This is a genomic window from Arthrobacter sp. YAF34 (assembly GCF_052113245.1).
GTDB lineage: Bacteria > Actinomycetota > Actinomycetes > Actinomycetales > Micrococcaceae > Arthrobacter.
The window spans coordinates 226,728-251,713 of sequence record NZ_JBFRCV010000004.1 but is presented as its reverse complement, the minus strand read 5'-3'; the positions used below and the strand labels follow the sequence as shown (position 1 = coordinate 251,713).

At 68.3% G+C, this 24,986-nt stretch carries 24 protein-coding genes; 14 read left to right on the top strand and 10 right to left on the bottom strand.

Translation table 11 applies throughout. The features are described from left to right. Window positions 1-152: 152 nt before the first annotated feature. On the top strand, window positions 153-1,052 hold the full coding sequence (locus tag AB4Y72_RS07160) for an SDR family oxidoreductase (RefSeq protein ID WP_441425451.1): 900 nt from the start codon (window positions 153-155) through the stop codon (window positions 1,050-1,052). 67 nt (window positions 1,053-1,119) lie between these two features. After that, the gene (locus AB4Y72_RS07155; RefSeq protein ID WP_441425450.1) at window positions 1,120-1,629 is read left to right on the top strand and encodes a hypothetical protein; all 510 of its coding nucleotides are present in this window, start codon (window positions 1,120-1,122) and stop codon (window positions 1,627-1,629) included. Window positions 1,630-1,729: 100 nt separating this feature from the next. Here the strand turns inward: AB4Y72_RS07155 and AB4Y72_RS07150 are convergent, their stop codons facing one another. After that, window positions 1,730-3,079, bottom strand: coding sequence for a uracil-xanthine permease family protein (locus AB4Y72_RS07150; protein ID WP_441425449.1), 1,350 nt, complete (start codon window positions 3,077-3,079; stop codon window positions 1,730-1,732). Window positions 3,080-3,266: 187 nt separating this feature from the next. Between AB4Y72_RS07150 and AB4Y72_RS07145 the strand changes: the two genes are divergently transcribed. The 3 genes from AB4Y72_RS07145 to AB4Y72_RS07135 all read left to right on the top strand — a co-directional run bounded on the left by AB4Y72_RS07145 (window position 3,267) and on the right by AB4Y72_RS07135 (window position 5,963). Next, on the top strand, window positions 3,267-3,872 hold the full coding sequence (locus tag AB4Y72_RS07145; RefSeq protein ID WP_441425448.1) for a malonic semialdehyde reductase: 606 nt from the start codon (window positions 3,267-3,269) through the stop codon (window positions 3,870-3,872). Window positions 3,873-4,068: 196 nt separating this feature from the next. Further along, on the top strand, window positions 4,069-4,650 hold the full coding sequence (locus tag AB4Y72_RS07140) for a hypothetical protein (protein WP_441425447.1): 582 nt from the start codon (window positions 4,069-4,071) through the stop codon (window positions 4,648-4,650). Window positions 4,651-4,808: 158 nt separating this feature from the next. Next, window positions 4,809-5,963, top strand: a complete 1,155-nt coding sequence (locus AB4Y72_RS07135) for a GGDEF domain-containing protein (RefSeq protein WP_441425446.1) — start codon at window positions 4,809-4,811, stop codon at window positions 5,961-5,963. Here AB4Y72_RS07135 and pgm read toward each other — a convergent pair. Further along, on the bottom strand, window positions 5,960-7,621 hold the full coding sequence (gene pgm, locus AB4Y72_RS07130; protein ID WP_441425445.1) for a phosphoglucomutase (alpha-D-glucose-1,6-bisphosphate-dependent): 1,662 nt from the start codon (window positions 7,619-7,621) through the stop codon (window positions 5,960-5,962). The two genes, AB4Y72_RS07135 and pgm, sit on opposite strands and share 4 nt — an antisense overlap. 148 nt (window positions 7,622-7,769) lie before the next feature. Between pgm and AB4Y72_RS07125 the strand changes: the two genes are divergently transcribed. After that, window positions 7,770-8,411, top strand: coding sequence for a DUF4190 domain-containing protein (locus tag AB4Y72_RS07125; RefSeq protein ID WP_441425444.1), 642 nt, complete (start codon window positions 7,770-7,772; stop codon window positions 8,409-8,411). Between the two features lie 10 nt (window positions 8,412-8,421). Here AB4Y72_RS07125 and AB4Y72_RS07120 read toward each other — a convergent pair whose 3' ends face one another. The 3 genes from AB4Y72_RS07120 to AB4Y72_RS07110 form a co-directional block, all read right to left on the bottom strand. Then, window positions 8,422-9,291, bottom strand: coding sequence for a phosphotransferase (locus AB4Y72_RS07120; RefSeq protein ID WP_441425443.1), 870 nt, complete (start codon window positions 9,289-9,291; stop codon window positions 8,422-8,424). 4 nt (window positions 9,292-9,295) lie between these two features. Then, window positions 9,296-10,765 (bottom strand): peptide MFS transporter, encoded by a 1,470-nt coding sequence (locus AB4Y72_RS07115; RefSeq protein ID WP_441425442.1) that lies wholly within the window; start codon window positions 10,763-10,765, stop codon window positions 9,296-9,298. 161 nt (window positions 10,766-10,926) lie between these two features. After that, on the bottom strand, window positions 10,927-12,060 hold the full coding sequence (locus AB4Y72_RS07110) for an alcohol dehydrogenase catalytic domain-containing protein (RefSeq protein WP_441425441.1): 1,134 nt from the start codon (window positions 12,058-12,060) through the stop codon (window positions 10,927-10,929). A gap of 148 nt (window positions 12,061-12,208) precedes the next feature. On the opposite strand from AB4Y72_RS07110, the gene AB4Y72_RS07105 reads away from it, so the two are divergent. Continuing rightward, on the top strand, window positions 12,209-12,835 hold the full coding sequence (locus AB4Y72_RS07105; protein ID WP_441425440.1) for a cation transporter: 627 nt from the start codon (window positions 12,209-12,211) through the stop codon (window positions 12,833-12,835). Window positions 12,836-12,924: 89 nt separating this feature from the next. Here the strand turns inward: AB4Y72_RS07105 and AB4Y72_RS07100 are convergent, their stop codons facing one another. Beyond that, window positions 12,925-14,400 (bottom strand): amidase, encoded by a 1,476-nt coding sequence (locus tag AB4Y72_RS07100; RefSeq protein WP_441425439.1) that lies wholly within the window; start codon window positions 14,398-14,400, stop codon window positions 12,925-12,927. Between the two features lie 288 nt (window positions 14,401-14,688). On the opposite strand from AB4Y72_RS07100, the gene AB4Y72_RS07095 reads away from it, so the two are divergent. The 3 genes from AB4Y72_RS07095 (at window position 14,689) to AB4Y72_RS07085 (ending at window position 16,333) form a co-directional block, all read left to right on the top strand. Beyond that, entirely contained in the window at window positions 14,689-15,015 is a 327-nt protein-coding gene (locus AB4Y72_RS07095; protein WP_441425438.1) for a rhodanese-like domain-containing protein, read from the top strand. A gap of 18 nt (window positions 15,016-15,033) precedes the next feature. After that, on the top strand, window positions 15,034-16,017 hold the full coding sequence (pheA, locus tag AB4Y72_RS07090; protein WP_441425437.1) for a prephenate dehydratase: 984 nt from the start codon (window positions 15,034-15,036) through the stop codon (window positions 16,015-16,017). Between the two features lie 94 nt (window positions 16,018-16,111). Then, window positions 16,112-16,333 (top strand): hypothetical protein, encoded by a 222-nt coding sequence (locus AB4Y72_RS07085; protein WP_441425436.1) that lies wholly within the window; start codon window positions 16,112-16,114, stop codon window positions 16,331-16,333. Here the strand turns inward: AB4Y72_RS07085 and AB4Y72_RS07080 are convergent. After that, window positions 16,330-17,421: a diacylglycerol/lipid kinase family protein gene (locus AB4Y72_RS07080; RefSeq protein WP_441425435.1), complete on the bottom strand. Its 1,092-nt coding sequence runs from the start codon at window positions 17,419-17,421 to the stop codon at window positions 16,330-16,332. The genes AB4Y72_RS07085 and AB4Y72_RS07080 overlap by 4 nt on opposite strands. Before the next feature lie 78 nt (window positions 17,422-17,499). On the opposite strand from AB4Y72_RS07080, the gene serS reads away from it, so the two are divergent. Further along, window positions 17,500-18,780, top strand: coding sequence for a serine--tRNA ligase (serS, locus tag AB4Y72_RS07075; RefSeq protein ID WP_120952498.1), 1,281 nt, complete (start codon window positions 17,500-17,502; stop codon window positions 18,778-18,780). Window positions 18,781-18,929: 149 nt separating this feature from the next. After that, on the top strand, window positions 18,930-19,865 hold the full coding sequence (locus tag AB4Y72_RS07070) for an HAD family hydrolase (protein ID WP_441425434.1): 936 nt from the start codon (window positions 18,930-18,932) through the stop codon (window positions 19,863-19,865). Window positions 19,866-19,926: 61 nt separating this feature from the next. On the opposite strand, the gene AB4Y72_RS07065 is transcribed toward AB4Y72_RS07070, so the two are convergent. The 3 genes from AB4Y72_RS07065 to AB4Y72_RS07055 form a co-directional block, all read right to left on the bottom strand. After that, a complete protein-coding gene (locus tag AB4Y72_RS07065) occupies window positions 19,927-20,526 on the bottom strand; it encodes a hypothetical protein (RefSeq protein WP_441425433.1) in 600 nt (199 codons plus the stop codon). 124 nt (window positions 20,527-20,650) lie between these two features. Next, window positions 20,651-21,406: a DUF429 domain-containing protein gene (locus tag AB4Y72_RS07060; protein WP_441425432.1), complete on the bottom strand. Its 756-nt coding sequence runs from the start codon at window positions 21,404-21,406 to the stop codon at window positions 20,651-20,653. 100 nt (window positions 21,407-21,506) lie between these two features. Then, window positions 21,507-21,998, bottom strand: a complete 492-nt coding sequence (locus tag AB4Y72_RS07055; RefSeq protein WP_441425431.1) for an inorganic diphosphatase — start codon at window positions 21,996-21,998, stop codon at window positions 21,507-21,509. A 142-nt stretch (window positions 21,999-22,140) separates the two neighbouring features. Between AB4Y72_RS07055 and dacB the strand changes: the two genes are divergently transcribed. Together dacB and AB4Y72_RS07045 are read left to right on the top strand one after the other, a co-directional pair. Next, window positions 22,141-23,649, top strand: coding sequence for a D-alanyl-D-alanine carboxypeptidase/D-alanyl-D-alanine endopeptidase (gene dacB, locus AB4Y72_RS07050; protein WP_441425430.1), 1,509 nt, complete (start codon window positions 22,141-22,143; stop codon window positions 23,647-23,649). 143 nt (window positions 23,650-23,792) lie between these two features. Further along, complete coding sequence (locus AB4Y72_RS07045) at window positions 23,793-24,980, top strand: zinc-dependent metalloprotease (protein ID WP_441425429.1); 1,188 nt, start codon at window positions 23,793-23,795, stop codon at window positions 24,978-24,980. The last annotated feature ends 6 nt before the right edge of the window (window positions 24,981-24,986 follow it).

Sequence of the window (24,986 nt, the reverse complement as noted above, 5' to 3'; positions counted from 1 at the left end):
GAAAGTTGCCAAAAAACAAGTCGGTAGTAAGTCTGCTGACTACTTTGCGGCTATGGTTGAAACTGTTTACTTCGCCGGGATAGTTTTTTGGACGTCTGGTCAGTGCCGGGCCCAAAACATCCCAGGAAACCGACGCAGTGAGTAGGTGGACTTTGAGTAATTCAAGCAAGGAGCAGGACCAGCCTCGCGATCCCCGGGCCGGATACCATGCCGGCCCCTTCCCGGAGCAGGTGCAGAAACAGCCCGGGCTCACCGCGCCCATGGATCCCAAACCGGACCACGGCGAGGAAAGCTACCACGGCAGCGGCGCGCTGAGCTGCAAAGCAGCCCTGATCACCGGCGGCGACTCCGGAATCGGCAAGGCCGTGGCCATCGCCTTTGCTCGCGAGGGCGCCGACGTCGCGATTTCCTACTTGCCGGAGGAGGAAGCCGACGCGCAGGACACCGCCGAGTGGATCCGGAAGGCCGGCCGCAAAGCGCTCCTGCTTCCCGGCGACGGCCGCAGCGAGGAATTCGCCGGGAAGATCGTCAGGGATGCGCTGGCCGAGTTCGGCCGGCTGGATGTGCTGGTGCTGAACGCGGCCTACCAGAAGAACCGCGACAGTTTCGATTCCCTGTCCACGGAGGAGTTCGACCGCGTCTTCAAAACCAACCTCTATTCGCCGATCTGGACGGCCCGCGCCGCGGTCCCACACCTCGAGGCCGGCGCCTCGATCATCACCACCGCGTCGATCCAGGCGTTCAACCCCTCCCCGGAACTCATCGACTATGCCATGACCAAGGCGGCGCAGGTGGCCTTCACCAAGGCCTTGGCGCAGGAGCTCGGACCGCAGGGAATCAGGGTGAATGCCGTGGCGCCGGGCCCCATCTGGACGCCCCTCATCCCGGCGACCGAGTGGCCGGACAAGCTGCCGTCCTTCGGCCAGGACACGCCACTGCAGCGCGCTGGCCAGCCCGCGGAACTGGCTGCGGCCTATGTGCTGCTCGCCTCTGACCACGGCTCCTACATCTCCGGCGCGGTGTTGCCCGTGACCGGCGGCAAGGGCCTCTGACCTTGAGATTGCGGGCCGCGCCCAACCAGATCAGCACTTCCAACCCCAGCAATGCAGGAGGAATGGCATGACGCAGAACAACCAGCAAAGCCCCATCGAGGAGGCCGGCGGCTATGGAACGCCGACCTCCGAGCAGGAGCTGCCCGGCGACGACGGGAAGACTTTCGCCCAGCCTCGCCAGGAAGAGGCGTTCGACGCCGCCGGCCTGAACCAGGACAGCCCGGACGGCGAGACGTATCCGGCCGGAGCGCCGGACCTGAGCCAGTTCGGCGCAGAAGACCAAGACAGTGCAGGAGAGCCGGGCGCAGGACGCCTCGGCGGAACGGAGGAACAAATGAGTTCAGAGAACGCCAGCACAGAGCGCGGGTTCGACGCGGACAACCGCGACACCGCAGTGCCCTCGACCGACGCCGAGATGGACGCATCAAACACCGAAGAGCCCGACGCCGGGCGGCCGTTCTCCTCGGAATCCGGACAGGATGCGGCGGGGCTGCCCGACGGTTCCGGAACTGACCTGCCCAAGGAGAAATCGCCGGAGGAAGGCAACGACGACGAGGAATCCTTCGACGCCGGATAAGCCACTGCCGCGGCGAAAGGCCGGCGTCCGCCCACCATGAGGTGGCCGGGCGCCGGCCTTTCGCCTGTTGGACCGCGGCTCGGTGCCGCGGGGATTGCCGCTAGCGGCGCTTCTTCGGGGCGCGCTTCGCAGCGGCCCTGACCGCCGCCACGGCAACCGACGCCGGCTCTTCCGTTTCGGGCTCCGCCACCGTGCCACGCGCCTTCGCGATCGCCTTCATGCCGTGGTAGATCACCAGGGCCGCCGCCGTGCCCAGCGCGATCCCGTTGAACGTCAGGTCGCCGAGGGTCCACGTGTAGTTCGCGATGCCGATGATCAGCGCCACGGCGGCCGTGGTCAGGTTGATTGAGTTGGAGAAGTTTACCTTGTTCTGGACCCAGATCTTGACGCCCAGCACGCCGATCATGCCATACAGCATGGTGGCCGCGCCGCCCAGGACACCGGCCGGGACGGTGGCGATGAGTTCGCCAAACTTGGGCGAGAAGCTGAGCACCACCGCGAAGATGCCGGCCACCCAGTAGGCCGCCGTCGAGTACACCTTCGTGGCAGCCATGACGCCGATGTTCTCGGCATAGGTGGTGGTCCCCGACCCGCCGCCAAGCCCGGCAAGCACCGTCGCGGCGCCATCAGCCAATAGCGCCCGGCCGGACACGCCGTCGAGGTTCTGGCCCGTCATGGCCGACACGGACTTCACATGGCCGATGTTCTCCGCCACGAGCACCAGCACTACCGGCACGAACAGGCCCACCACGCCCAGGTGGAACTCGGGGGTCTGGAAGTGCGGCAGCCCGACCCACCCTGCGCTGCCCACCTTGGCGAAGTCCACCTCGCCGCGGAGCATCGCAACGAGGTAGCCCACCACGACGCCGACGAGGATGCTCAGCCGGCCCAGGATGCCGCGGAACAGCACGCTGACCACGATGATGACGGCCAGCGTGATGAAAGCGGTGACCGGCGCTTTGTCGAAGTTGCTCTTCGCAGCCGGCGCCAGGTTCAGGCCGATCAGAGCCACGATCGCGCCGGTGACGATCGGAGGCATAAGCCGGTTGATCCAACCGGCGCCGAACTTCTGCACCACGGCGCCGACGACGGCGAGGATCGCCCCGGCCAGCACCACGCCGCCCAGCGCACCGGGGATGCCGAACTGCTGCTGGGAGGCCAGGATCGGTGCGATGAACGCGAAGCTGGAACCGAGGTAGCTCGGCACCCGTCCCTGCGTGATGACGAGGAACAGCAGGGTCCCGATGCCGGAGAAGAACAGGGTGGTGGCCGGCGGCATGCCGGTGAGGATCGGAACCAGGAAGGTGGCGCCGAACATGGCCACCACGTGCTGCATCCCGATCCCTATGGTCAGCGGCCAGGTGAGCCGCTCATCCGGCCTGACGACTTCACCGGGGCGGACGGACTTGCCGGTGCCGTGGAGCTTCCATTTGGTGCCGAGCATGCTCATTGCCGGGAGCCTTTCAGAGAAATGTGGGGCGGGCGCGGAAGGAATCTTCCCGAGCAACTTTACCGCCACGGCATATCTGTGTCGGACCTCACAGGGCTCGGCGGGAAGCAGGCTCCGACCGTTGAAGTTGCAACTATGGACAACGGAGAAGCCCGCCACCGCAGGCGGCACAGCGAAAGGGATGCCAATGACAATCGCCCACGATGAAGCAGTAATCGAGGCAGCAGCCGTCGACGCCATCTTTGCCGAAGCCCGCACGGCAAACGTCTTCACCGGAGAAGTAACCGACGAGCAGGCCCGCGCCATCTACGAACTGACGAAGTTCGGCCCCACCGCGTTCAACTCCCAGCCGCTGCGCGTCACGTACGTGCGCTCGGAAGAAGCCCGGGCCACGCTCGTCGACGCGCTTGCTGCGGGAAACCGCGCCAAGACCGCCACCGCCCCGCTCGTCGCGGTGCTGAGCTACGACACCGCCTGGCAGGATCAGTGGGACACGTTCCTCCCCGGCTACAACGCTCCCAAGGCCATGTATGACGCGGCACCGGACCTGGCCGCTGCCACGGGAAACAACAACGCCCACCTGCAGGCCGGCTACTTCATCCTCGCGGTCCGCTCCCTCGGCCTCGCCGCCGGTCCCATGACCGGCGCCGACTTCGCCAAAATCGATGCCGCGTTCTTCCCCGACGGGAGCCAGAAGAGCTTCCTGGTGGTCAACATCGGCCAGCCCGGTGAAGACGCCTGGGGCGCAGCCAAGCCGAAGTTCGCCTACGAGGACGTCGTTCGCACGGTCTAGGGTCGCGGAGGTGCCTCCGACACCATGGGGGACAGGCCGGAGGCACACGGGAGGCGATTCTGCGGTTCAGCGCAAGGCCCGCTTCCAGGGCCACTTCCCATTTTAGTCCGCGCCTTGGGCGCCGGCGCTGTGCGTTTTGCCGTCGGCCGGCGCCGGACACCGGAGGTTTGGGGCCGCGGCATGGCACACTTTTCCCATGCGGAACCTGATCGCGGTGGCCTTCATGGAGCCGGTAACCGAGGGGCTCGAGTTTCCCCGCGATGACTGGCCGCTGCACATCACCCTGGTGAAGTTCGACGTCGTCGAGCCCCGCCAGGAAGCCGACGCGGCAGCCGGCCCGGCAGGAGAAGTGGGCGAGGCTCCCGTCCCGGCAGGAGAAGTGGGCGAGGCTCCCGTCGAGGGCGATCGGCTTGCCGGGAAGATCGCCACCATCATGGCGGAGCCCGTGGCCGCGGTGCTGGGCTGTCCGGTGGCTGTAGGCGGCGAAGCGGGGTTCGGACGCGCCGGGTCGATCCCGGTGAACCTGATTGAGCCTAGCGCCGCGCTGCAGTCCCTGCACGACGCACTGGTCCGGATGGTCCAAGAGCTCCCCGGCAGGATTTCCACGCCCGCCTACACCCTGGAAGGGTACCGGCCGCATGTTTCCCATCACGGAGACAAACGGCTCCACCAAGGGGACACCGTCCTGCTGGACCGGATAGCGCTGGTGGACATGGCGCCCGACGGCGGCCACGCCACCCGGCGGATCCTCAAGCTGTGGACCCAACCCCCGGCATAATCGCCGCGGCGGCGCCGGCCCAGGGAGCGGATCGTCACATCGCGGCGTCGGCGATGGATTCCCGACGGCGGGTGCCATACTTGGGTCAACTTCGACAGTTATTCAACAGAGAAGCGACGCATTGCAGGCAAATTACGGGCGGACCGGGGGGCCACTACATGATGCTTGACACGGGGACACTGCGGGTTGCGTTAGCGCTGGTCGATCTCACACTTCTGATGCTGTTTTACTTCATCACCTACCGGCGCACCCGGTCCGCCTACAGCGGCTGGTGGTGCATGGCCCTCCTGCTGTTCCTGGTCGGCAACGCCGCATACTTGCTGGACGGGACGGCGTACCAGGCGTGGACCAACCCCGCCGGTAACGTCCTGCTGGTCACCGGTGCCGCCAGCATCTGGGCCGGTGCCCGCTCACTGCGGGCCGCCGCACCCCGGCCCTGGCAGCTCGCGGCCGGTCCTGGCATCACGGCGGTCGCTTCCGTCCTTGACCATCCGGCCACCAACATCTGGGCGGGCGGCCCGGCGTACCTCGCGTTCATGGCCGTCCTGATCGGGCTGGCGTCCCGGGAGCTGTTCTTGCTCGAGCGCGATTACTCCCGCGTGCACCGTCCCCTTGCCGTGGGGGCCGGCATCCTTGCCACTTTTTACGCGGGGCGCCTCATCGCCTTCCTGGCGGACGGGGCGGACGGAGCGGTCTTCGGGTCGTTCTTCGGGTCCGCTCCGATGACCGTTTTCACGTCTGTCACGCTCGTGGTCGCCTCGTTCACGATGGCCGAGCTGAGCTACGAACAACAGACCACGGACCTCCGTGCGCGCGCCACCGTGGACGGTCTCACGGGCCTGCTCAACCGCTCGGCCTTCCTGGATCTCGCGGAAAACGAACTGCGCCGCCTGCGCCGGACCGGAACCACGGCATCGGTCATCCTTGCCGACCTTGACCATTTCAAGAAGATCAACGACGAGTTCGGCCACCCGGCCGGGGACTCTGCCCTGCAGGCGTTTGCCCGGGCCTGCACCGGAACGGTCCGTTCCACGGACCTCATTGGCCGCTACGGTGGCGAGGAATTCATCCTCCTGCTGCCGGGCGTCACACCGGAACGCGCCCGGGAAATCGCTGCCGACGTCAGCAGCCGGCTCCAGCAGTCCGGGTCCCGTGTCATTCCGCGCCTGCCCACCGTCAGCTACGGCATCGCGGCCGTCGACGCCGGCCCGGGCGGCCTCGACGCTGCGGTGGCCTCGGCCGACGCGGCCCTCTACCAGGCAAAGACGCTGGGCAGGGACCGCGCCGAACTGGCCGCCGGCGGTGGCAGCTAGGAAATAACCCCGTCCACCAGGGCCTTCGCCTCGGCCTGGACCTGCTTGAGGTGCTCGGCACCCTTGAAGGACTCGGCGTAGATCTTGTAGACATCCTCCGTGCCGGACGGCCGCGCCGCGAACCAGGCGTTCTCGGTGACTACCTTCAGGCCGCCGATCGCGGCACCGTTGCCGGGCGCCTCGGTCAGCTTGGCGGTAATCGTTTCGCCCGCCAGTTCGGTAGCGGTGACGTCCGACGGCGAGAGCTTGCCCAGCGCGGCCTTCTGCTCACGCGTGGCGGCGGCGTCGATCCGGGCATAGACAGGGTCGCCGAACCGGTCGGTGAGCCCCTTGTAGAGCTGCGACGGCGACTTGCCGGTGACGGCCGTGATCTCCGAGGCCAGCAGCGCCAGCAGGATGCCGTCCTTGTCGGTGGTCCAGACGCTGCCGTCCATCTTGTTAAAGGAGGCGCCCGCGGATTCCTCTCCGCCGAACGCACCCTCGCCGGACAGCAGGCCGGGAACGAACCACTTGAAGCCCACGGGGACCTCCACGAGCTTGCGGCCCAGGCTCTCGGCCACGCGGTCGATGATCGAGGAGGACACCAGGGTCTTGCCGATCACGGACTGCGGGTTCCAGCCGGTGCGGTGCCGGTACAGGTAATCGATGGCGACGGCGAGGTAGTGGTTCGGGTTCATCAGTCCGCCGTCCGGCGTAACGATCCCGTGCCGGTCGGCGTCGGCGTCGTTGCCGGTGGCGACGTCGAAGGCCGCGGACCCGTCCGCACCAACAGACATCCTGTTGATCAGCGACGCCATCGCCGACGGCGACGAGCAGTCCATCCGGATTTTCTCGTCCCAGTCCAGGGTCATGAAGGCCCACTGCGGGTCAACGGTCGGGTTCACCACCGTCAGGTTGAGGTGGTGGCGTTCGCCGATCTCGCCCCAGTAGTCCACGGACGCGCCGCCCATGGGGTCCGCGCCGATCCGGACCCCGGCGTCGCGGATCGCATTCAGGTCCAGCACCGAGGGGAGGTCGTCCACGTAGCTGCTGAGGAAGTCGAACTTGCCAGTGGTTCCGGCGGCGAGGGCGTCGGCCACGGGGATCCGTTTGACGCCGCGCAGGTCGTTTTCGAGCAATTCGTTGGCCCGGTTGGCGATCCACCCGGTGGCGTCCGTGTCCGCCGGGCCGCCGTGCGGAGGGTTGTACTTGAATCCGCCGTCGCCCGGAGGGTTGTGGCTCGGAGTCACCACGATCCCGTCAGCCTGCGGCGCGCCGGGGGCCGCCTTGCGGTTGTGCGTCAGGATGGCGTGGCTCAGGGCAGGGGTGGGCGTGTACCCGTGGCGGGCGTCGATGAGGACGTGCACGCCGTTGGCCGCCAGCACCTCGAGCGCGGAGTTTTGCGCCGGTTCGCTCAAGCCGTGGGTGTCTTTTGCCATGTACAGGGGACCGGTGATGCCTTGGCCCGCCCGGTACTCCACGATCGCCTGGGTGATGGCGAGGATATGGGGTTCGTTGAAGGACGCCTTCAGGCTCGATCCCCGGTGCCCGGAGGTGCCGAAGGCCACCCGCTGGCCCGGGTCAGTGAGGTCCGGCGAAACGTCGTAGTACGCATCCAGGAGCGCAGTGAGGTCAACAAGGTCTTGGGGTTGGGCAACTGTGCCCGCGCGGCTAGCCATGGCACCAGCATGCCAGACGACGGCGGGGGTGCAACATGGTTTCGCGCCAAACCGGCTCCTGTGACGCAAGAAAGCCGCAGATCAGGGCCGTCCCAGCGCACCGCCGCGGCGGTACGCTGGACGCAGGGACTTCTTGAGGGGACACGCCATGACTGAACAGCCACAACAAGGGAAAAACGAGCACGGCACGGACGGGACGCCGGAAGGTTACCAGCCGACGCTGCGGCTCCCGGACCACCAGCCCGATGTTCCGCCGCAGCAGGCGCCGGCCGGCCCGGACGCCGGACAGGCGGCGACGCAGCAGTTCGCGCAGCCCGAGCACCCGCAGCAGGCCTACCCGGGCCGGCAGCCCGGCGAACCGGAGCCTGGCCGCGGCCAGTTCTCAAGCCCGTACCCGCCGATGTACGGGGACTCCGGCCGGACTCCCTCCGGCTCCGGTCACGCGGATTATGGCCAGCCGGTCCAGCCGTACGTCCAACCGTCGCCGTACGCCCAGCCGGGCAGCCCCAACGCCTACGGCCAGCCGGCGTATTACGGCGTGCCGGCGTCGCCTAAGACCTTGAGCATCGCCAGCATGTGTTGCGGCATCGCCGCGCTGGTGGGATTCGGGTTCTTCCTGCTCCCGCAGCTGGCCGCCGTGATCCTGGGGCACCTGGCCCTGCGGCGCGAACCGGCCGGCCGCGGCATGGCGATCGCCGGCCTGGTGATGGGGTACGTGGGCATCGCCATCACGGTCCTGGTGCTGGTCATCTTCGGGCTGGTTATCGGCAGCGTGCGCAACAGCGGATAAGGCGTCCCGGTCAGCGTGTCAGTGCAGCCACGAGCGGCCGGGCGTTGTCCTCCAGCCAGGCGCGCCGGCGGTTGATGAGCCCGCCCACGCCCTCCTGCCACATCCGGGCCCAGCCTCCGCCCAGGGTTGCGGCGTTGTGCCGCATCCGCTCGTAGCTCAGCGCTGCGGCGTCGATCCCGGCGCCCGGCACCCGGCGTCGTTCTTCTTCCGTCCAGCCGTAGGCGTCGGCGAAGATGCGCAGCCGGCGGAACGGGTCCTGGTCCTCCCACCCCGGCCACGCGTCGGCCGGGTCCCGGAGCGGAACCCAGTGCATGGCGGTGTTGAGTGAATCGTGCAGTGCGGTGGAGGGGCCGGCGAGATCGAAATCCACCAGCCCCGCGGCCACGCCGTCCCGGACCACGACGTTCTGCGGTGTCACGTCCAGGTGGCAGATGAGCCCGGCAGCACCGGTGGGGTTTGGCCGGGCCGGACTGCTCGGAAACGGACGGGGCGGGAACGGGTGGGTCCGCGGCAGGTAGCCCGCCGACGCGGTATGCAGCCGTCGCACCAGATTGCCCACGGAGGCCAAAAGCTCCTCGGACTGGACCCAGGTTTCCGGCAAGGCCCCGGCGCACCGTCCCGGCACGAAACTCAGAACGTCCCGGCCCTGCGCGTCGCGGCCGAGGAAGCGCGGGGATCCTTGGAAACCGGCGTCCTCCAGCCAGTCCAAGTACTCGCCCACGGCGAAAGATTGCGGCTGGTGCGGGCGGCGGATGGTTCCGCCAACCCGCACCACGCCATCGGTGACATCGCCCGCCGGCATAAGTTCGACGTCGGACGGCCCGCCGGGGGCGGGGGTGTAGACGCGCGAGGCAACCGGGACGCGATGTGCGGGGTTCATCGGGTCAGCGTACGCCGCCCATGAGCTTCTTGATCGCCGGCGAGGCGGCGGCCATGCCCACGGCGAGCAGGATCGCGGTTCCGCCCACTCCGATGAAGTAGGGCAGTTCGTCCTTCGGGTTGTACAGGCCGGACAGGATGCCGGCCAGCGTGGTGCCCAGGGACACGGACAGGAAGAACAGCGCCACCATCTGGGTGTGGAAGGCCTTCGGCGCCAGCTTGGTGGTCACCGACAGCCCGATGGGGGACAGGAACAGTTCCGCCAGGGTGAACAGCAGCAGGATTCCGGCCAGGGCCAGCAGCGGGGTCTTCCCGTCACCGGACAGCGGGATGAAGGCCAGGAATGCCAGGCCCATCACAAACAGGCCGATGGAGAATTTCAGCGCCGAGCCCGGCTGCTTGCGGCCGAGCCGGGTCCACAGGGCCGCCATGATGCCGGCGAAGATGATGATGAACACCGGGTTGATGGACTGGACCCACGCGGCCGGCATTTCCCAGCCGAAGAAGTTCCGGTCCAGCTTCTCCTCCGAGTAGACGGCGATGAAGGTGAACTGCTGCTGGAACAGGGCCCAGAACGCGGCGGAGGCAATGTAGAGCGGGATGAAGGCGGCCACCCGTCCGCGTTCGGTGGCGTCGACCTTCTTGCTGCTGAAGATCAGGGCGAAGTAGATCACGGACGCGCCGATGGCGGCGTAGGCCATGGACGTGGCCAGGTTCTCGGCGTTAACCGTGCCCGTGAAGAGCAGCACCGCGATGACCGCGGCGATCCCGACGAAGATCAGGCCGTACTTCCTGCGCTCCGCATCCGGGAGCGGGTGCGCGACCCGCTGGCTCTGGGCGGGGAGCCTCTTGCGGCCCATGGCGTAGACGACCAGGCCCACGGCCATGCCGACGGCGGCGGCGCCGAAGCCCCAGTGGAAACCCTGGCTTTCCTGCAGCCAGCCGGTGACGAGGGGGCCGATCAGCGCACCGGCGTTGATGCCCATGTAGAAGATCGAGAACCCGGCGTCGCGGCGTTCGTCCTTCTCGCCGTACAGGCTGCCGACGAGGGCGGTCGCGTTGGCTTTCAGGCCGCCGGAACCGACGCCGACCAGCACAAGACCGGCGATGAGACCGGGGATTCCGGGGACCAGGGCCAGTGCGATGTGGCCCGCCATGATCATGATGGCCGCGCCGAACAGCACGCGCTCGGAACCGAACAGCCGGTCGGCGAGCCAGGCGCCCAGAATGGTGGAGAGGTACACGCCGCCGCCGTAGGCGCCGACGAGGCTGGCGGCCAGCCCCTGGTCAATCCCGAGGCCGCCCTTCTCAGCCGAGAAGTACATGTAGTAGAGCAGGATTCCCTGCATGCCGTAGAAGGAGAAGCGCTCCCACATTTCTACGGAGAAGAGGCTGGCCAGCATCTTTGGGTGGCCAAAAAATGAGGTATCGCCCGGCGTTGTGGCGGGGCGCGTGTCTAAATGAGTAGTGCTCATTTACTTAATGCTGACATTGTGAAGCGGGATTGTCACATTCGCAGCGCCTCAGGGCAAGCAGTCTGAATGGTGTTTCGTCCGCTTTTTCCGCGGTATCCGGGGATGTGATCTGCGTCAAAAAAACTTTCGGCAGGGATCTGGCCGGGCCGGGTTGCGTGCCGTCAGGTGGTCTCCGCCGCGGTCTCTGCGGCGTCGAACATGATGATCTGCCGGATGGCCTTGCCGTCTGCCAGCTGGTCCATGGCCCGGTTGATATCGGCCAGGGCGATGCGCTCCGAGATCAGCTCCTCGACCGGCAGCTTCCCGTCCCGCCACAGCTGGGCGTAGTGCGGGATGTCCCGCGACGGGACGGCGGAGCCAAGGTAGCTGCCCACGATAGTCCTGGCTTCGGCGGTGACGGTCAGCGGTGCCAGCTGGGCGCGGGCATCGGGGGAGGGCAGCCCGGCCGTGACGGTGGTGCCGCCGGGCGAGGTGGCGGCGAAGGCTGTTTCGAAGGCGCGCGGATTTCCGGCGCACTCGATCACGAACCTGGCCTTGACCCCGCCGTCGAGGACCTGCTGCGGGGTGTACGTCTCGTGGGCGCCGAGGCGGTGTGCGTGTTCGAGTTTCTGTCCCAGGGTGTCCACGGCGATGATCCGGGAGATCCCTTGGGAGATGGCGGTGATCAGTGCCGCCATGCCGACCCCTCCGAGGCCGACGATCATGATGCTGTCCTGCGGACGGGGCCGGGCCGCGTTGAGCACGGCGCCGCCGCCGGTCAGCACGGCGCAGCCCAGGACCGCGGCGATGTCGGCGGGGATGTCGTCGTCCACGGGCACGGCGGAAGCGCGGTCCACGACTGCATGGGTGGCGAATCCCGAGACGCCCAGGTGGTGGTGGACGGGCTCGCCGCCGCGGCTCAAGTGCCCGGGGCCGTGGAGCAGGGTTCCTTCGTTGTTGCTCTTGGACCCGGCCGTGCAGGGCAGCCGGCCGTCCTCGGCGCAGTTCGCGCAGTTCTCGCAGCGGGGCAGGAAGGACATGACCACGCGCTGTCCGGGCTGCAGGTCCGTGACGCCGGAGCCGACCTCCACGACGCGGCCTGCGGCTTCGTGGCCCAGCAGCATGGGCACCGGCCGGACCCGGTTGCCGTCGACGACGCTCAGGTCCGAGTGGCAGATCCCGGCGGCCTCCAGCCGGACGAGGATCTCGGTGGGCCCCGGAGCCGTCAGCTCCAGTTCGGAGATGCTGATGGGCCTGGACTCCGCGAACGGGCGCGGGCGGCCGATTTCCTCAAGTACTGCACCGGTGATCTTCATTGATCCTCTTTCGCCGCCTGGTCAGGTTTGAGTGAACCATAGCCGCCGGCCGGAGCCAGCGTCCATTTGCAAGGCCCGGGGCACGCCCTGCGATAATTGGCGGTGCCCGGCGATAGCCCGGGCTCCCAGCAAGAACAAGGACCCATGGATGATCAGTGCCGAAAACACCGAGGCCGCAATAGACCGTGACGGCCTGCTGCGTCGCGGACTGCGCCTTGAATACGCGACCCTGGCCTGGAACGTCGCCGGACTGGGGATCCTCGCTGCCGCCGCCCTCGCATCCGCGTCTCCAGCCCTCGCGGGGTTCGGCCTGGATTCACTGATTGAGGTCTTCGCCTCCCTCGTCGTTGTCTGGCACCTCAAAGGCGTCCACAAGAACCGGGAAACCCGGGCGATGCGGCTGATCGGGGTGGCCTTCGCTGTCCTCGCCGCGTACTTGGTCATCCAGTTGGCCGTGGTGTTCGCGGCCGGGATGCGCCCGGAACCTTCGGGACTTGGCATCGCGTGGACGGCTCTGACGTTCGTGGTGATGCTCGGTCTGGCGTGGGGAAAGATCCGCACCGGCCGGACCCTGGGGAATCCGGTCCTGCGCGCCGAGGGAAAGGTGACCCTCGTCGACGCCGTCCTGGCCGGGGCCGTCCTGGCCGGGCTGGCCCTGAACGCGCTGCTCGGATGGTGGTGGGCTGATCCGCTGGCAGGTGCTGTCATCATCTATTACGCCGTGCGGGAGGCCCGCCACGCCCTGACCCACAAGAGCGATGAGCCGCCGGTCTGAACTGATGCGATGAGGCAACTGCCGGCGGGTCTCCTGCCTGCGCGGCACGACGCGTCGACCTGTCCTCACCGGCAGGGGCCGGCCAGAGGCTAGAAGCCGAGTTGGGCAGCCACCTGCAGCAGCAGCCCCTCGGAACCCATCGGGCCGATCAGCTGAATGCCCATCGGCAGGCCGCACCCGGGGGTCCCTCCCGTCCAGTGCACGGGGATGCTGATGGCCGGCAGTCCGCAGACGTTCACCATGGATGACCACGGCGCGTATTCGCACTGCTTGCGGTAGTCGCCGTCGGCGTCGCCCGCCCATTCCGCGGCCGGCCAGTAGCCTCCGCCGTGGGCCGCGCCGGTGAACCAGCCCACCGGGCGCGGTGTCTGTGCCAGGGCCGGCGTCACAATGAGGTCCCACCCGGAATACTGAACGATCGTGTCCCGCTGGAACTGCCGGAGGAACTCGAGGGATTCATTGAGTTGGGCCGCGCTGCGCTTCTGGGCACGCCGCCGGAACGTCCTGGTCAGTGGGGTCAGGAGGGCTTCACGCTGGGGTGCGATCCGCGCGCTCCCGACGCCGGCCGTCCAGGCCGTGGTGAACGCATCCGCGTAGCGGTTGTCATACCGGATCGCCGCTTCCGACGTCTCGTGGCCGGCGGCCTCCAGCCGAGCGACACCATCGGCCAAGGCATCCAGCGCCTCGCGGTCCGGCGTGAAGGGAAAGACCGCCTGCCACGGGCTGTCCAGGCTAACGCCGATCCTCAAACGGCGCGGTTCCCTGGCAGTCAGCTCGAGGTAGCTGGCGGCCGGCGGGGCCGTCACCTCGGGCAAGTCTGGGCCATGCTGACCGGTAACGTGCCGGGCCGGCCCGGGCACCAGGGCATCGAGCAGCAGGGCGGCGTCGCGGGCGGAGCGGGCGAGCGGGCCGGCAACCACCAGCCGGGCGGGATCCCCCGAGCTTTCCCCGGCAGGCACCAGCCCCCGGCCCGGCTTCAGCCCGACGAGCCCGCAGGCCGCGGCCGGAATCCGCACCGATCCGCCGCCGTCGGATCCTGGCGCGAACGGCACCATCCCCGCGGCCACAGCGGCAGCGCTGCCGCCCGAGGACCCGCCCGAACTGCGGCTGGGTGCGTGCGGATTGCGCGACGGCGGGGCGATGCGGTTCTCGCTGTAGGCGGTCAGGCCGAACTCCGGGACCTGGGTCTTCCCGAGCGAGACCACGCCGGCGGTCCTGAGCAGGGCGGGAAGTGCTCCGTCAGTCAACGCCGGCTTGTGCTCCATGGCGGCGCTCCCGTGCGTGGTCACGACCCCGGCCACATCGGTCAGGTCCTTGAATGCGAGCGGCATGCCATGCAGCGGCGGCAGTGATCCGCCGTTCCGGGCCCGGAGGGTGTAGAGCCGGTCGGCTGCTGCTGCGTCCTTCCGCGCCTGTTCCGCCGTGACCGTGACGAAGGCCCCCAGCCGCGCATTGTCGGCCTCGATGCGGTCCAGGAAATGATCGGTGGCCTGCCGGGCGGACAGCTCGCCGGCGCGGAGCGCATCGCGGAGTCGGACAGCGGAGAGTTCGTGGATCTCAACCAAGGGGTAGGGATTCCAGCCGTTTCCGGAGCCCGGCAACGCCCGCCGCGGTGGGACATGTCCATTCCTGGGCGCTGCGGAAGGGCACTGTGGGCTTATGTCCAGCGCTCGCAGCCCGGGGAGGGCATGTCCCGTGGATGCCGCGGCGGACAGGCCGCTCCACGGGGTGATTGGCAGCCATGAGGTCTCCTTTGCGCTCCCCAGAAGCGTAACGTGCCGCCCGCGGGGGCGCTCGGCCAGCGGCGGGGGATACGCTGGGAGGGGACCTAGAAATCTGCGGAGAGGGCGAACATGAGCGACTTCCAGACCGTAAACGTGTCTGGCATCCCCGACGGTGCCAGCATCCTTGACGTCCGCGAGGACTATGAATGGGTCGCGGGCCACGCCGAGGGCGCCCTGCACATACCCCTGGACCAGTTGCCTGCCCGGATCGAGGAGCTTGACCCGGACGACGACGTTTATGTCATCTGCCGCACCGGCGGCCGTTCCTACCGGGCCGCCCAGTGGCTCGCCGGCATGGGCTATTCCGCACTGAACGTCGCCGGCGGCATGGACCAGTGGGTCGAGACCGGCATGCCGCTGGTGTCCGACAATGGCCTCAAGCCAGTCGTCCTCTAACTGAAGAAGGAAGCACCGATGCCCGCATCAACGCCCACCTACACGTTCCTCGGCCCCGAGGGCACCTTTACCGAGGCGGCCCTGATGCAAGTTCCGGGCGCGGCGGACGCCATCCGCATCCCGTCTTCGAACGTGAATACGGCGCTGGACAAGGTGCGGGACGGCTCCGCGGACGCAGCCATGGTGCCGATCGAAAACTCCGTCGAGGGCGGGGTCACGGCTACCCTCGACGCCATCGCCACGGGCCAGGAACTCAGGATCCTCCGAGAGGCCCTGGTGCCCATCAGCTTCGTCCTCGTGGCCAGGCCGGGCGTGGCCCTCGGTGACATCCGCCGGGTCTCCACCCACGGTCATGCCTGGGCCCAGTGCAGGCTCTGGGTGGACGCCAATATGCCCGATGCGGAATACATTCCGGGTTCTTCCACCGCGGCTGCCGCCCTGGGCCTGCTGGACGACGACGGCGCCCACTACGACGCCGCGATCTGCGCCCCGATCGTGGCCGCAGAGCAGCCGGGGCTGAGTGTGCTGGCCGACAACATCGGCGACAATCCCGGCGCGGTCACCCGGTTTGTGCTCGTGGGCCGGCCCGGCGAACTCCCGGCCCGCACCGGAGCGGACAAGACCACCGTGGTGGTGCCGCTGCCCGAGGACCGGCCCGGCGCGCTCATGGAGATCCTGGACCAGTTCGCCACCCGCGGCGTGAACCTGAGCCGGATCGAGTCCCGGCCGACCGGGCAGTACCTGGGCCATTACTTCTTCAGCATTGACGCGGACGGCCACGTGGCCGATGCCCGGGTCGCCGATGCGCTCGCGGGCCTTCACCGGATCAGCCCGGCCACCCGGTTTCTCGGATCCTACCGGCGTGCGGATGCCCACCGGTCCGTGGTTGCGCCGCATACCTCGGACCAGGCATTCCGGTCTGCGCATGCGTGGGTGAAAGACATACTCGGCGGCGTATCTGCCGTGACGGAATATACCCCCGGCGCTTCGCCCAGAGCGTAGGCAAATGCCGGCTGGCGCACTTCCACCCCTTACCAACTGTGCGTATGCTTGCCTGATCCATATTGGGGAAATCCTCTACCGGAGGGAGCGGGTCATGTCAGACACCAGCACGGAAAATGACGGCCAGGGAATGATTGTCAATCCCAAGCCGACAGGTGACAACCAGGACTGGGACGGCGACGACGCCGACCGCGCGGACCGTCTGCGCTTCGAAGAGGAGCAGGCCATGATCCGCGAACAGTCCGAAGCCAGGGCCGCCAAGGCCGCCGCAGACGCCAAGAAGGCGGCCGACGCGAAGAAGGCTGCCAGCGCCTAGACCCTGGCCCACCCGGCGCCGGCCCTGGCCGCCTCGGCACCCTCCCTGACCCGGACCAGCAGGGATCCCGGGGCGACCTGGACGGTGACCTTCGTGGCCTCGCCGGAAGGATCGCCGTCGACCTGGGTGGGCAGGGGTTCGGAGCACTGGATGGTGACCTTGCCGGAACGGTAATACGTCATGACCGGCAGGTCCTTTTTGTGCTTCAGCACGATCTTTGTGTACATGGCGAGCCAGCCGATGGCACTGCGCGGGCTCATCACCACGACGTCGAGCATCCCGTCATCGATCATCGCCTGCGGGATGAAGTCAATTCCCCCGGGGATCAGGCCGCAGTTCGCGAACAGTACGCTACGGATCTTCCGGGCCTGCTCAGGCTGGTCATCCAGCGCGATCGAGACCTTCTTGCGGCGCCCCGCAAGGTGCCGGACCCAGGCCTCCGTATAAGCCAGCCAGCCCACGGCCTTCTTGAGGCCGTCAAAGGTGTCACCGACCACCTCGGCATCCATGCCCATGCCCGCGATCACCAGGAACGTGTATTGCGCCGATGCCCCGGTGCGCGAATTCTCCACGGTCATCCGCGCCGTATCAATGAACCGCTGGTGCCCGAACAAAGCCGTCTGCACGCTGCCCTGAAGGTCGTTCACCTCCAAGTGCACGTTGCGGGCCAGCAGATTGCCGGTGCCGAGCGGAATCAGGCCCATGGCGGTACCGGTCCCTGCGAGCACCTCGGCCACCACGCGCACGGTACCGTCGCCGCCGCCGGCCAGGACGACGTCGGCCCCGCTGTCCACCGCGGCCCGCGCCTGCGAGAAGCCGGGGTCCGCGGCGGTGGTTTCGACGATGAGCGGCGGCTCCCAGCCGGCCTCGGCACAGGCGGATTCGATCAGTGCCCGGGCCTCGGTCGACCTGGCTTTGATGGGATTGAGGACCACCGCGACCTTCTGCCGGCCAAGGCCCGGGCTGTGGGTTTCCTCCCACACGGCGCTGCGAGTGTGCTTGGCCCTCAACCGGCGCACTCCCCACCAACTGGAGACGGCAAACGCCAGGATCCCAGCGATGACGAGGTAGAGCAGCCAGTCGCGCATTGTGCTCCAACAGTATCCCGCCAGCGCCCCGTGGCCGGATTGCCCCGTAACGGTGGGCGGATTGGATAGTCTTGTCTGGTGATCGACGTAAAAGACCTCAGCGAAAATCCGGACAAGTTCCGTGCCAGCCAGCGCGCCCGCGGCGCCGACGACGCCGCGGTGGACGCGATCATCGCTGCGGATTCGGCCAGGCGCGCCGCGCTGATCCGGTTCGAGAACCTCCGGGCCGAACAGAACGCGTTCGGCAAGAAGGTTGCGCAGGCCAAGGGCGAGGAGAAGCAGGCCCTCCTCGCCGAGGTGAAGGTCCTGGCCGCCTCCGTCAAGGCCGCGTCGGCCGAGGCCGATGTCGCCCAGAGCGCCCACGAGGAGTTGCTCCGGACCATCCCCAACCTGATTGAAGACGGCGTCCCGGCTGGCGGCGAGGACGACTACGTCGTTCTCAAGACCGTCGGCACCCCGCGCGAATTCCCTGATTTCGAGCCCCGGGACCACCTGGAGATCGGCGAGCTGATCGGGGCGATCGACATGGAACGCGGGGCGAAGGTCTCCGGATCCCGCTTCTACTTCCTGCGCGGCGTCGGCGCGCGGCTGGAAATGGCGCTCCTCCAGATGGCCATGGAGCAGGCCATTGATGCCGGGTTCGTGCCCATGATCACGCCCACCCTGGTCCGCCCGGAAACCATGCAGGGCACCGGCTTTGACGTCAAGCACGACGCCGAGATCTACCGTCTCGCCGAAGACGACCTTTATCTCGTGGGCACCTCCGAAGTAGCCCTCGCCGGGTACCACGCCGACGAGATCCTGGACCTTACGGGCGGTCCCATCCGCTACGCGGGCCAGAGCTCGTGCTACCGCCGCGAGGCCGGCTCGCACGGCAAGGACACCCGCGGCATCATCCGGGTCCACCAGTTCAACAAGGTCGAGATGTTCATCTACACCACCGTTGAGGAGGCGGCCGCCGAGCATGCCCGCCTCCTGGCCTGGGAAGAGGAAATGCTGGCCAAGTGCGAGATCCCGTACCGCGTCATTGACACCGCGGCGGGAGATCTGGGCAACTCAGCTGCCCGGAAGTTCGACTGCGAGGCCTGGGTCCCCACCCAGGGCGCGTACCGGGAGCTGACATCCACCTCCAACTGCACCACGTTCCAGGCCCGGCGCCTCAACATCCGCGAACGTGTCCTGAACGAGGACGGTGCGCCCAAGGGCACCCGGGCCGTGGCCACGCTCAACGGCACCCTGGCGACCACCCGCTGGATCGTGGCGATCCTGGAGCACCACCAGAACCCCGACGGTTCCGTCAACGTCCCGGCCGCCCTGCAGAAGTACCTGGGCGGCATGACAGTCCTCCCCGTTCTCTAAACACCGTTCCTTCACCACCGTCCAGGCCCACGGAGGCCGCCGCGGTAAACATTCACACTGTGGACCGGTTGTGGATATTTACCGCAAGTTCACGCCCTGCTGTGGCGTGAGTCCTAGCGGCCGCCGGGGGCGTCTGCTCTACTTGTGAGATGACAACCATGACTGAATCCTCAGTCGCCGGCAACGATGACCGGCGCAGGACAAACCAGAACAACCCAGCTCAAGACGACTCCGCCCAGACCGCGGCGGCCCTGTCCCAGACAACCGGCACCACGAGCGTCCGAGGCGTCGCCGGCGACAAACTGATGGTCGCCCTGGACGTCGATGGCACCCTCGTGGACCACGACGGCCACATGTCGGTTCCGGTCCGCGAGGCCGCCCAGGCCGTCGTGGCCGCCGGCCACCACGTCATGATCGCCACGGGCCGCTCCCTGAACGCCACGCTGCCCGTCATCGAGCACATCGGGATCGACACCGGGTACGCCGTGTGCTCCAACGGCGGCGTGATCCTGCGCGTCGACTCCGGGATGCCCGACGGCTACGAAATCCTCCACAAGGCAACTTTTGATCCAGGGCCCGCACTGCGCGCCCTGCGCAAGCGGCTGCCCTCGGCCAAGTACGCCCTCGAGGACGCTGACGGCAATTTTCTGTCCACGGAGCGCTTCCAGGACGCGAGCTTCGGCGTCGAAGCCGTCGGCGTGGACTTCCAGACCATGCTGGAGGCTGTCGCCGTGCGCGTGGTGGTCTTCAGCTCGGAGAACACCCCCGAAGAGTTCAACGCCGCGATCCGCCATATCGGCCTCGCCGGCGTGACATATTCGGTCGGATGGACGGCGTGGCTGGACATTGCCGCTGCCGGCGTCACGAAGGCCAGCGCGCTGGAGCACCTCCGCGACCGGCTCAGCATCGAAACGCACCGCACTGTCGCCGTCGGCGACGGCCGCAACGACATCGAAATGCTGACCTGGGCACGCCGCGGTGTGGCCATGGGCCAGGCCCCGGTGGAGGTCATTGCCGCCGCCGATGAAGTGACGAAGTCGGTCTACGACGACGGCGCCGCGCACGTGCTCCGCAGCCTGCTCTAACCAGCCGGCGCCGCTGGAACGTCCGCCGGAGCAGGGCAACCCCAAACCGGGGCTGCGCGGCCTAGCGGACGTCGAGGATGAGGCCCAGGAGCCGGGCCGCAGCGGGACGCGCCGCGTGTTCCTCGTTCCACTGGGACCGGGCCACGGCCTTGCTCACGGCCTGGGTGGTGATCCCGAGCTCCTCGGCCACAGCCTTCTGCTGGCCCCGCACCCCCGGAGTGAGCAGATCCAGCACCCGCCATTCCGCGTGGCTCCGGTCGTGGACGATGTGGCCTAGGAGGCGCAGGACGGCCTCCGCCTCCGCGGCGAGATCGGCCAGCGGCCCCTCCACGGCCACGCGGACGCGGTCCTTGCCGTTCCGCAGCCGGTCCACGGCACGGCGGGCATAGATCAGCCCGTGGCCCGAGGCGTCCTTGATCTGGTTGGGCAGCGGTTCGTTCACCGGGCCAACCCCAATGCCCACATACCAGCTGCCGCTGCGCAGGGCGATCATGGCCGCCTCCACCGCCTGATGCGGACAGTCCAGGATGCCCTGGACCTCGTCCTCCACGGAACGGTCGAAATCGAGGCGCGCCGGGATGTGCCGCAGGTCCTTGAGGAGCTGCGGCACGCGGTCGCCGTCGCGCCGGCTGTCGGTTTGGTTGATGGTCAGCGTGAACATTCTGGATGACACACTACCCGGTGGTAGTTGGGGGGCAAGTTGTGTGCCGGCCCGCAGTACCGGGACCGTAACAGTGGCCGCTGCCCGGCCGCTGCCCGGCCGCTGCCAGACGGGTTACCGGCTGCTAGCCGGCCGCGAGGTCGGCGAGCGGGCAGGCCGGCAGGTGGATCCAGCCCTCGCTCCGGGCTGCCGCGGCGTGGCCGGCGTCGGGACGCAGGGTGCGCCCCAGGCTGACGGCGCGGGCCGTCAGCGAGGCGATGAGGGCATCAAACATGTCATCGGACGCCGCAAGGTCGTCCCGGTGGCCCGCCAGGTCCAGCCACGGGGCCTTCAGGGTAAGGTCCGCCAGGACCGCGGACAGCCTGGCCGTTTCCGGGGCCCCGCGTCCCTTGTAGCCGCGCGCGTGGATGCCCCATCCCTTCAGGGACGCCGCCGGATACACCTCGGCGAGGCGGCCGGACCCGTCCCGGGCCTGAGCCCCCGCGTCCCTGGCGATCTTGGCCTGGATCACGGCGCACCGCATGGCCGGGTGCGCCAGGCGGTCGGCAGAGACGCTGAGCGGAATCAGGCCGGTTTTGCCCGTGACGAACCGGTCGGTGTCCCGGTAGGCGAGGAGCCGGCGGCCTTCGATCCCGTCGTGTTCTAGCACCGGCCCGGCGTCGGAAGCCAGGTGCCCCGCGATGAAAGGAAGGAAAGCGTTCGGCCAGCCGAGGGGGCAGTCGATCCCCGTCATGTCGCTGGCGGCGAAGAGCCGGACGATTTCCTCGTCGCTGACGTCCAGGGACAGATGCGCCAGACGTGCCTTCCCGTCGGCCCACTCGACGACGGCCGCCGCGGTCTTCTTCGCGGCCGCAGCGAGGTCGACGCCGAGGGTTCTCACCGGCGGCCCCGCACACCACGAAAAAACGCGGGGTCACGTATCGCCCGTTCCGGAGCTCCGGATGGGCGATACGTGACCCCGCGTTGCAGTGCGGAAACGACTAGTGTCCGGCTGCCGGAACGTAGCGCTTGATGGAGGCCTCCAGCTCGGCTTCGGCCGCGGCGCGGTCGCCCCACCCTTCGGCCTTGACCCACTTGCCCGGCTCCAAATCCTTGTAGCGGGTGAAGAAGTGCTCGATTTCCTTGATCAGGAACTCGCTGACATCGCTGATTTCCTGGATGTGGTCGAACCGGGCATCGGTCGGAACGCACAGGACCTTGGCGTCGCCGCCGCCGTCGTCGGTCATGTTGAAGACGCCGATCGGGCGGGCCTCGACGATCACGCCGGGGTAGAGGTCGAAATCCTGCAGGAGCACCAGCGCGTCCAGCGGATCTCCGTCCTCACCCAGGGTGTTCTCGAAGAAACCGTAGTGGGTGGGGTACTGCATCGACGTGAACAGGACGCGGTCCAGGCGGACTCGGCCCGTCTCATGGTCGACTTCGTACTTGACGCGGGATCCCTTGGGGATCTCGATAGTCACGTCATGCTTCATGGAATGCTCCTTGACGGATTCAGGGGGTGCGCGGCACGCGCGTAAGGGCTGTCGGTGCCGCCGACTACTATTGAGGATATAGCGAGAGGCGCTGGTTTCAGGAACTAGTGGGGACATTTCAGGACGAAGGACCAGCAGCATCATGAAACCGAGCACTAGCCCCGCGGGCACCCGACCGGCGCCCGGCAGGCTCCGCGGGATCGTCGCACTGCTGCTCCAAACCCTCCTGGTGGTGGCCGTGGCGCTGCCGGCCGGCGTCGTGATCGCCCCGGCCTTCCTCGGCCCCGACCGGCCCTCGAAGGCATCGCAGGAGACGCCGCCCTGGCAGCAGGTCCCCGCCACGCTCAGCGCTCCCGGCACGGGTCCGGGCGGACTCGGGCCCCTCGCCGGCACCGCGCCCGTTCCCGTCGGCGCCGCGCTCGCGGCACGGCTCAACGGGACGCTGAAGACCGACGGCGGGGGCACCTTCACCGGGATCGTCCAGGACGCCGCCACGGGGCAGGTGCTCTTCAACCGCGCAGCCGACCAGGCCCGAGTTCCGGCGTCAAACATGAAACTCCTCACAGCCAGCGCCGCCCTGCGCGTCCTGGGCCCGGATCGCCGCTTCAGCACCCGGGTGGTCGCCGGCCCCACGCCCGGATCGGTGGTCCTGACCGGCGGGGGCGACGTGCTCCTCGGCGCCGGCGAATCCGATCCCGGTGCCGTCCTGGGCCGTGCCGGGCTGGCCACCCTTGCCCGGGCCACCGTGCGGGCCCTCAAAGACGGCGCCGGCGGCACAGGCGCGGGCACCGGCACCATCCGCGTGCTGCTCGACGACTCCCTCTTCAGCGGCCCGCCGCTTAGCCCGGCCTGGAGCCCCGAAGACGTCGCCGCCGGGGAAATGGCCCCGCTGTACCCGCTGGCGCTGAACTCAGCCAGGTTCGATCCGGCCAAGACCACCGGCCCCCGCCCGCAGGACGCCGCCATGACCGCGGCCGCGACGTTCGCCGCCCGGCTCACCGACGCCGCAAAGGCCGCCGGACTCTCCGTGGCCCCCGGCGTCGCCCGGATTGCGCCCGGCGCCTCGCCGGAGCCGGCAAGCGCCAAGGTCCTGGCCGAGGTCCAGTCCGCCACCGTCGGGGAGCAGGTGGACCTCATGCTGCGGACCTCAGACAACTACCTCGCCGAGGTAATGGGACGGATGACTGCCCGCGGCACCGGCCGGCCCGGCAGCGGTAAGGACGCCATCGCCGCCGTGCTGCAGCAGGTCAGGGACATGGGCGTCCCCACCGGTGCGCTCCGGGCAGCAGACGTCTCCGGCCTGGCCCTGGCCAACCAGGTTTCGGCCCGGCAACTCACGGACGTGGTCCGGGCCATGGCCTCGGGCACGGACACCCGGCTGCGTGCTGCCCTCGCCGGATTCCCGGTCGCCGGGCTCACCGGCACCCTGGAGGACCGGTACACGGACGCGGCGTCGGCCGCCGGCGCCGGGCTGGTGCGCGCGAAGACGGGCACCCTGAACACGGTCATCGCGCTGAGCGGGTACGTCGTCGACGCCGACGGCCGGCTGCTGGTCTTTTCCTTCGTCGGCAACGGGCTCACCCCCGGCTCGGCGAACAAGGCCGCACTGGACCGCTCCGCCGCCGTCCTCGCCGGCTGCGGCTGCCACTGACCGGATGTCGGCCGACATCGAGCCGTCGACTGCTCCGAAACCGCCCTTTTAGGCCCCGAAAACGGCAGGTACGGAGCAAATCGAGGGCGGGAGGTTCGCCGGTCAGCGAAAATTAAGGCGCATTGTCCGGGCCCTGTGATCTGATGGACCACATGGAGTCCTCTGCACGCGAGACATCAAGCCAGACATCCAGCGAGCCATCCGGAAACGAGCCATCCGGAAAGACTCCGGGGGCGGCGCCAGTCCGGGCCCAGAGTCTCATCAACTGGGAGCTGGCCGCGTCCACGGCTGCCCGCCTGACGCCGGCCGGACCCGTCCTCGGTGCCGCGGAGATCGGCGCGGCCGTCGAGAACCTGCGGCACATGGCGGACATCTCCGTGCCGCACGTCCACCACATCACCGGCCTGGACGCCGCCCGGGACCTGCGCGACTCCGAGGTCCTGGTGGTGGACCGCGCCTCCTGGGCCAAGGCCAACACGCAAAGCTTCGCCGTCATGCTCGGCCCGGCCATGGAAAAGATCCTCGAGGGCCGCGGATCCGTCACCCCCGGAACCGCCAGCGTCAGCGGGGCCATCACCGGAAGCCAGCTCGGCGCCATCCTGGCCTTTCTCTCCAGCAAGGTCCTCGGCCAGTACGATCCTTTCTCCGCGCTCGCCGAAAATTCCACGACCCCCGCCGGCGGCCGCCTGCTGCTTGTGGCGCCGAACATCATCTCCGTGGAACGCGAACTGAACGTCGACCCCGCGGACTTCCGGCTCTGGGTCTGCCTCCACGAACAGACCCACCGGGTCCAGTTCGCCGCCGCCCCGTGGCTGCGGCACTACATGCTGGACGAGATCGAAAACCTCAGCGGCCAGCTGCTGGGCAACGTCGACTCCCTGCTGGAGCGGGCCTCGGCGGCCGCGAAATCGCTGAGGGACCGCACGGCACCCGGGGCGGCCCCCGGCCGGGGCGCCATCCTGGACCTGCTCCAGAACCCGGAGGAGAAGGCGGCACTGTCCCGCCTGACGGCCCTGATGAGCCTGCTCGAAGGTCACGCCAACGTGGTCATGGACGCCGTTGACGCCAGCATCGTCCCGTCGGTGAAGACCATCCGGCAGCGTTTCAACGCCCGCGGCACGGACCGCGGCGTGATTGAAAAATTCATCCGCAGCCTCCTGGGCCTCGACGCCAAGATGCGCCAGTACAGCGACGGCTCCAAGTTCGTCCGGGAAGTCGTCGCCGCCGCCGGCATGGAAGGCTTCAACAAAGTCTGGGAGTCCGCCGGCCATCTCCCCACCGAACCCGAGATCCACGACTCCAAGCTCTGGCTTGAGCGGATGGGCCTCTAGCTGCCA

What these genes read in the sequence shown, in the direction of transcription:
- AB4Y72_RS07155 (WP_441425450.1), top strand. Translation starts at nt 1,120, where the DNA reads ATGACGCAGAACAACCAGCAAAGCCCCATCGAGGAGGCCGGCGGCTAT.
- AB4Y72_RS07150 (WP_441425449.1), bottom strand. Translation starts at nt 3,079, where the DNA reads ATGAGCATGCTCGGCACCAAATGGAAGCTCCACGGCACCGGCAAGTCC.
- AB4Y72_RS07145 (WP_441425448.1), top strand. Translation starts at nt 3,267, where the DNA reads ATGACAATCGCCCACGATGAAGCAGTAATCGAGGCAGCAGCCGTCGAC.
- AB4Y72_RS07140 (WP_441425447.1), top strand. Translation starts at nt 4,069, where the DNA reads ATGCGGAACCTGATCGCGGTGGCCTTCATGGAGCCGGTAACCGAGGGG.
- AB4Y72_RS07135 (WP_441425446.1), top strand. Translation starts at nt 4,809, where the DNA reads ATGATGCTTGACACGGGGACACTGCGGGTTGCGTTAGCGCTGGTCGAT.
- pgm (WP_441425445.1), bottom strand. Translation starts at nt 7,621, where the DNA reads ATGGCTAGCCGCGCGGGCACAGTTGCCCAACCCCAAGACCTTGTTGAC.
- AB4Y72_RS07125 (WP_441425444.1), top strand. Translation starts at nt 7,770, where the DNA reads ATGACTGAACAGCCACAACAAGGGAAAAACGAGCACGGCACGGACGGG.
- AB4Y72_RS07120 (WP_441425443.1), bottom strand. Translation starts at nt 9,291, where the DNA reads ATGAACCCCGCACATCGCGTCCCGGTTGCCTCGCGCGTCTACACCCCC.
- AB4Y72_RS07115 (WP_441425442.1), bottom strand. Translation starts at nt 10,765, where the DNA reads ATGAGCACTACTCATTTAGACACGCGCCCCGCCACAACGCCGGGCGAT.
- AB4Y72_RS07110 (WP_441425441.1), bottom strand. Translation starts at nt 12,060, where the DNA reads ATGAAGATCACCGGTGCAGTACTTGAGGAAATCGGCCGCCCGCGCCCG.
- AB4Y72_RS07105 (WP_441425440.1), top strand. Translation starts at nt 12,209, where the DNA reads ATGATCAGTGCCGAAAACACCGAGGCCGCAATAGACCGTGACGGCCTG.
- AB4Y72_RS07095 (WP_441425438.1), top strand. Translation starts at nt 14,689, where the DNA reads ATGAGCGACTTCCAGACCGTAAACGTGTCTGGCATCCCCGACGGTGCC.
- pheA (WP_441425437.1), top strand. Translation starts at nt 15,034, where the DNA reads ATGCCCGCATCAACGCCCACCTACACGTTCCTCGGCCCCGAGGGCACC.
- AB4Y72_RS07085 (WP_441425436.1), top strand. Translation starts at nt 16,112, where the DNA reads ATGTCAGACACCAGCACGGAAAATGACGGCCAGGGAATGATTGTCAAT.
- AB4Y72_RS07080 (WP_441425435.1), bottom strand. Translation starts at nt 17,421, where the DNA reads ATGCGCGACTGGCTGCTCTACCTCGTCATCGCTGGGATCCTGGCGTTT.
- AB4Y72_RS07070 (WP_441425434.1), top strand. Translation starts at nt 18,930, where the DNA reads ATGACAACCATGACTGAATCCTCAGTCGCCGGCAACGATGACCGGCGC.
- AB4Y72_RS07065 (WP_441425433.1), bottom strand. Translation starts at nt 20,526, where the DNA reads ATGTTCACGCTGACCATCAACCAAACCGACAGCCGGCGCGACGGCGAC.
- AB4Y72_RS07055 (WP_441425431.1), bottom strand. Translation starts at nt 21,998, where the DNA reads ATGAAGCATGACGTGACTATCGAGATCCCCAAGGGATCCCGCGTCAAG.
- dacB (WP_441425430.1), top strand. Translation starts at nt 22,141, where the DNA reads ATGAAACCGAGCACTAGCCCCGCGGGCACCCGACCGGCGCCCGGCAGG.
- AB4Y72_RS07045 (WP_441425429.1), top strand. Translation starts at nt 23,793, where the DNA reads ATGGACCACATGGAGTCCTCTGCACGCGAGACATCAAGCCAGACATCC.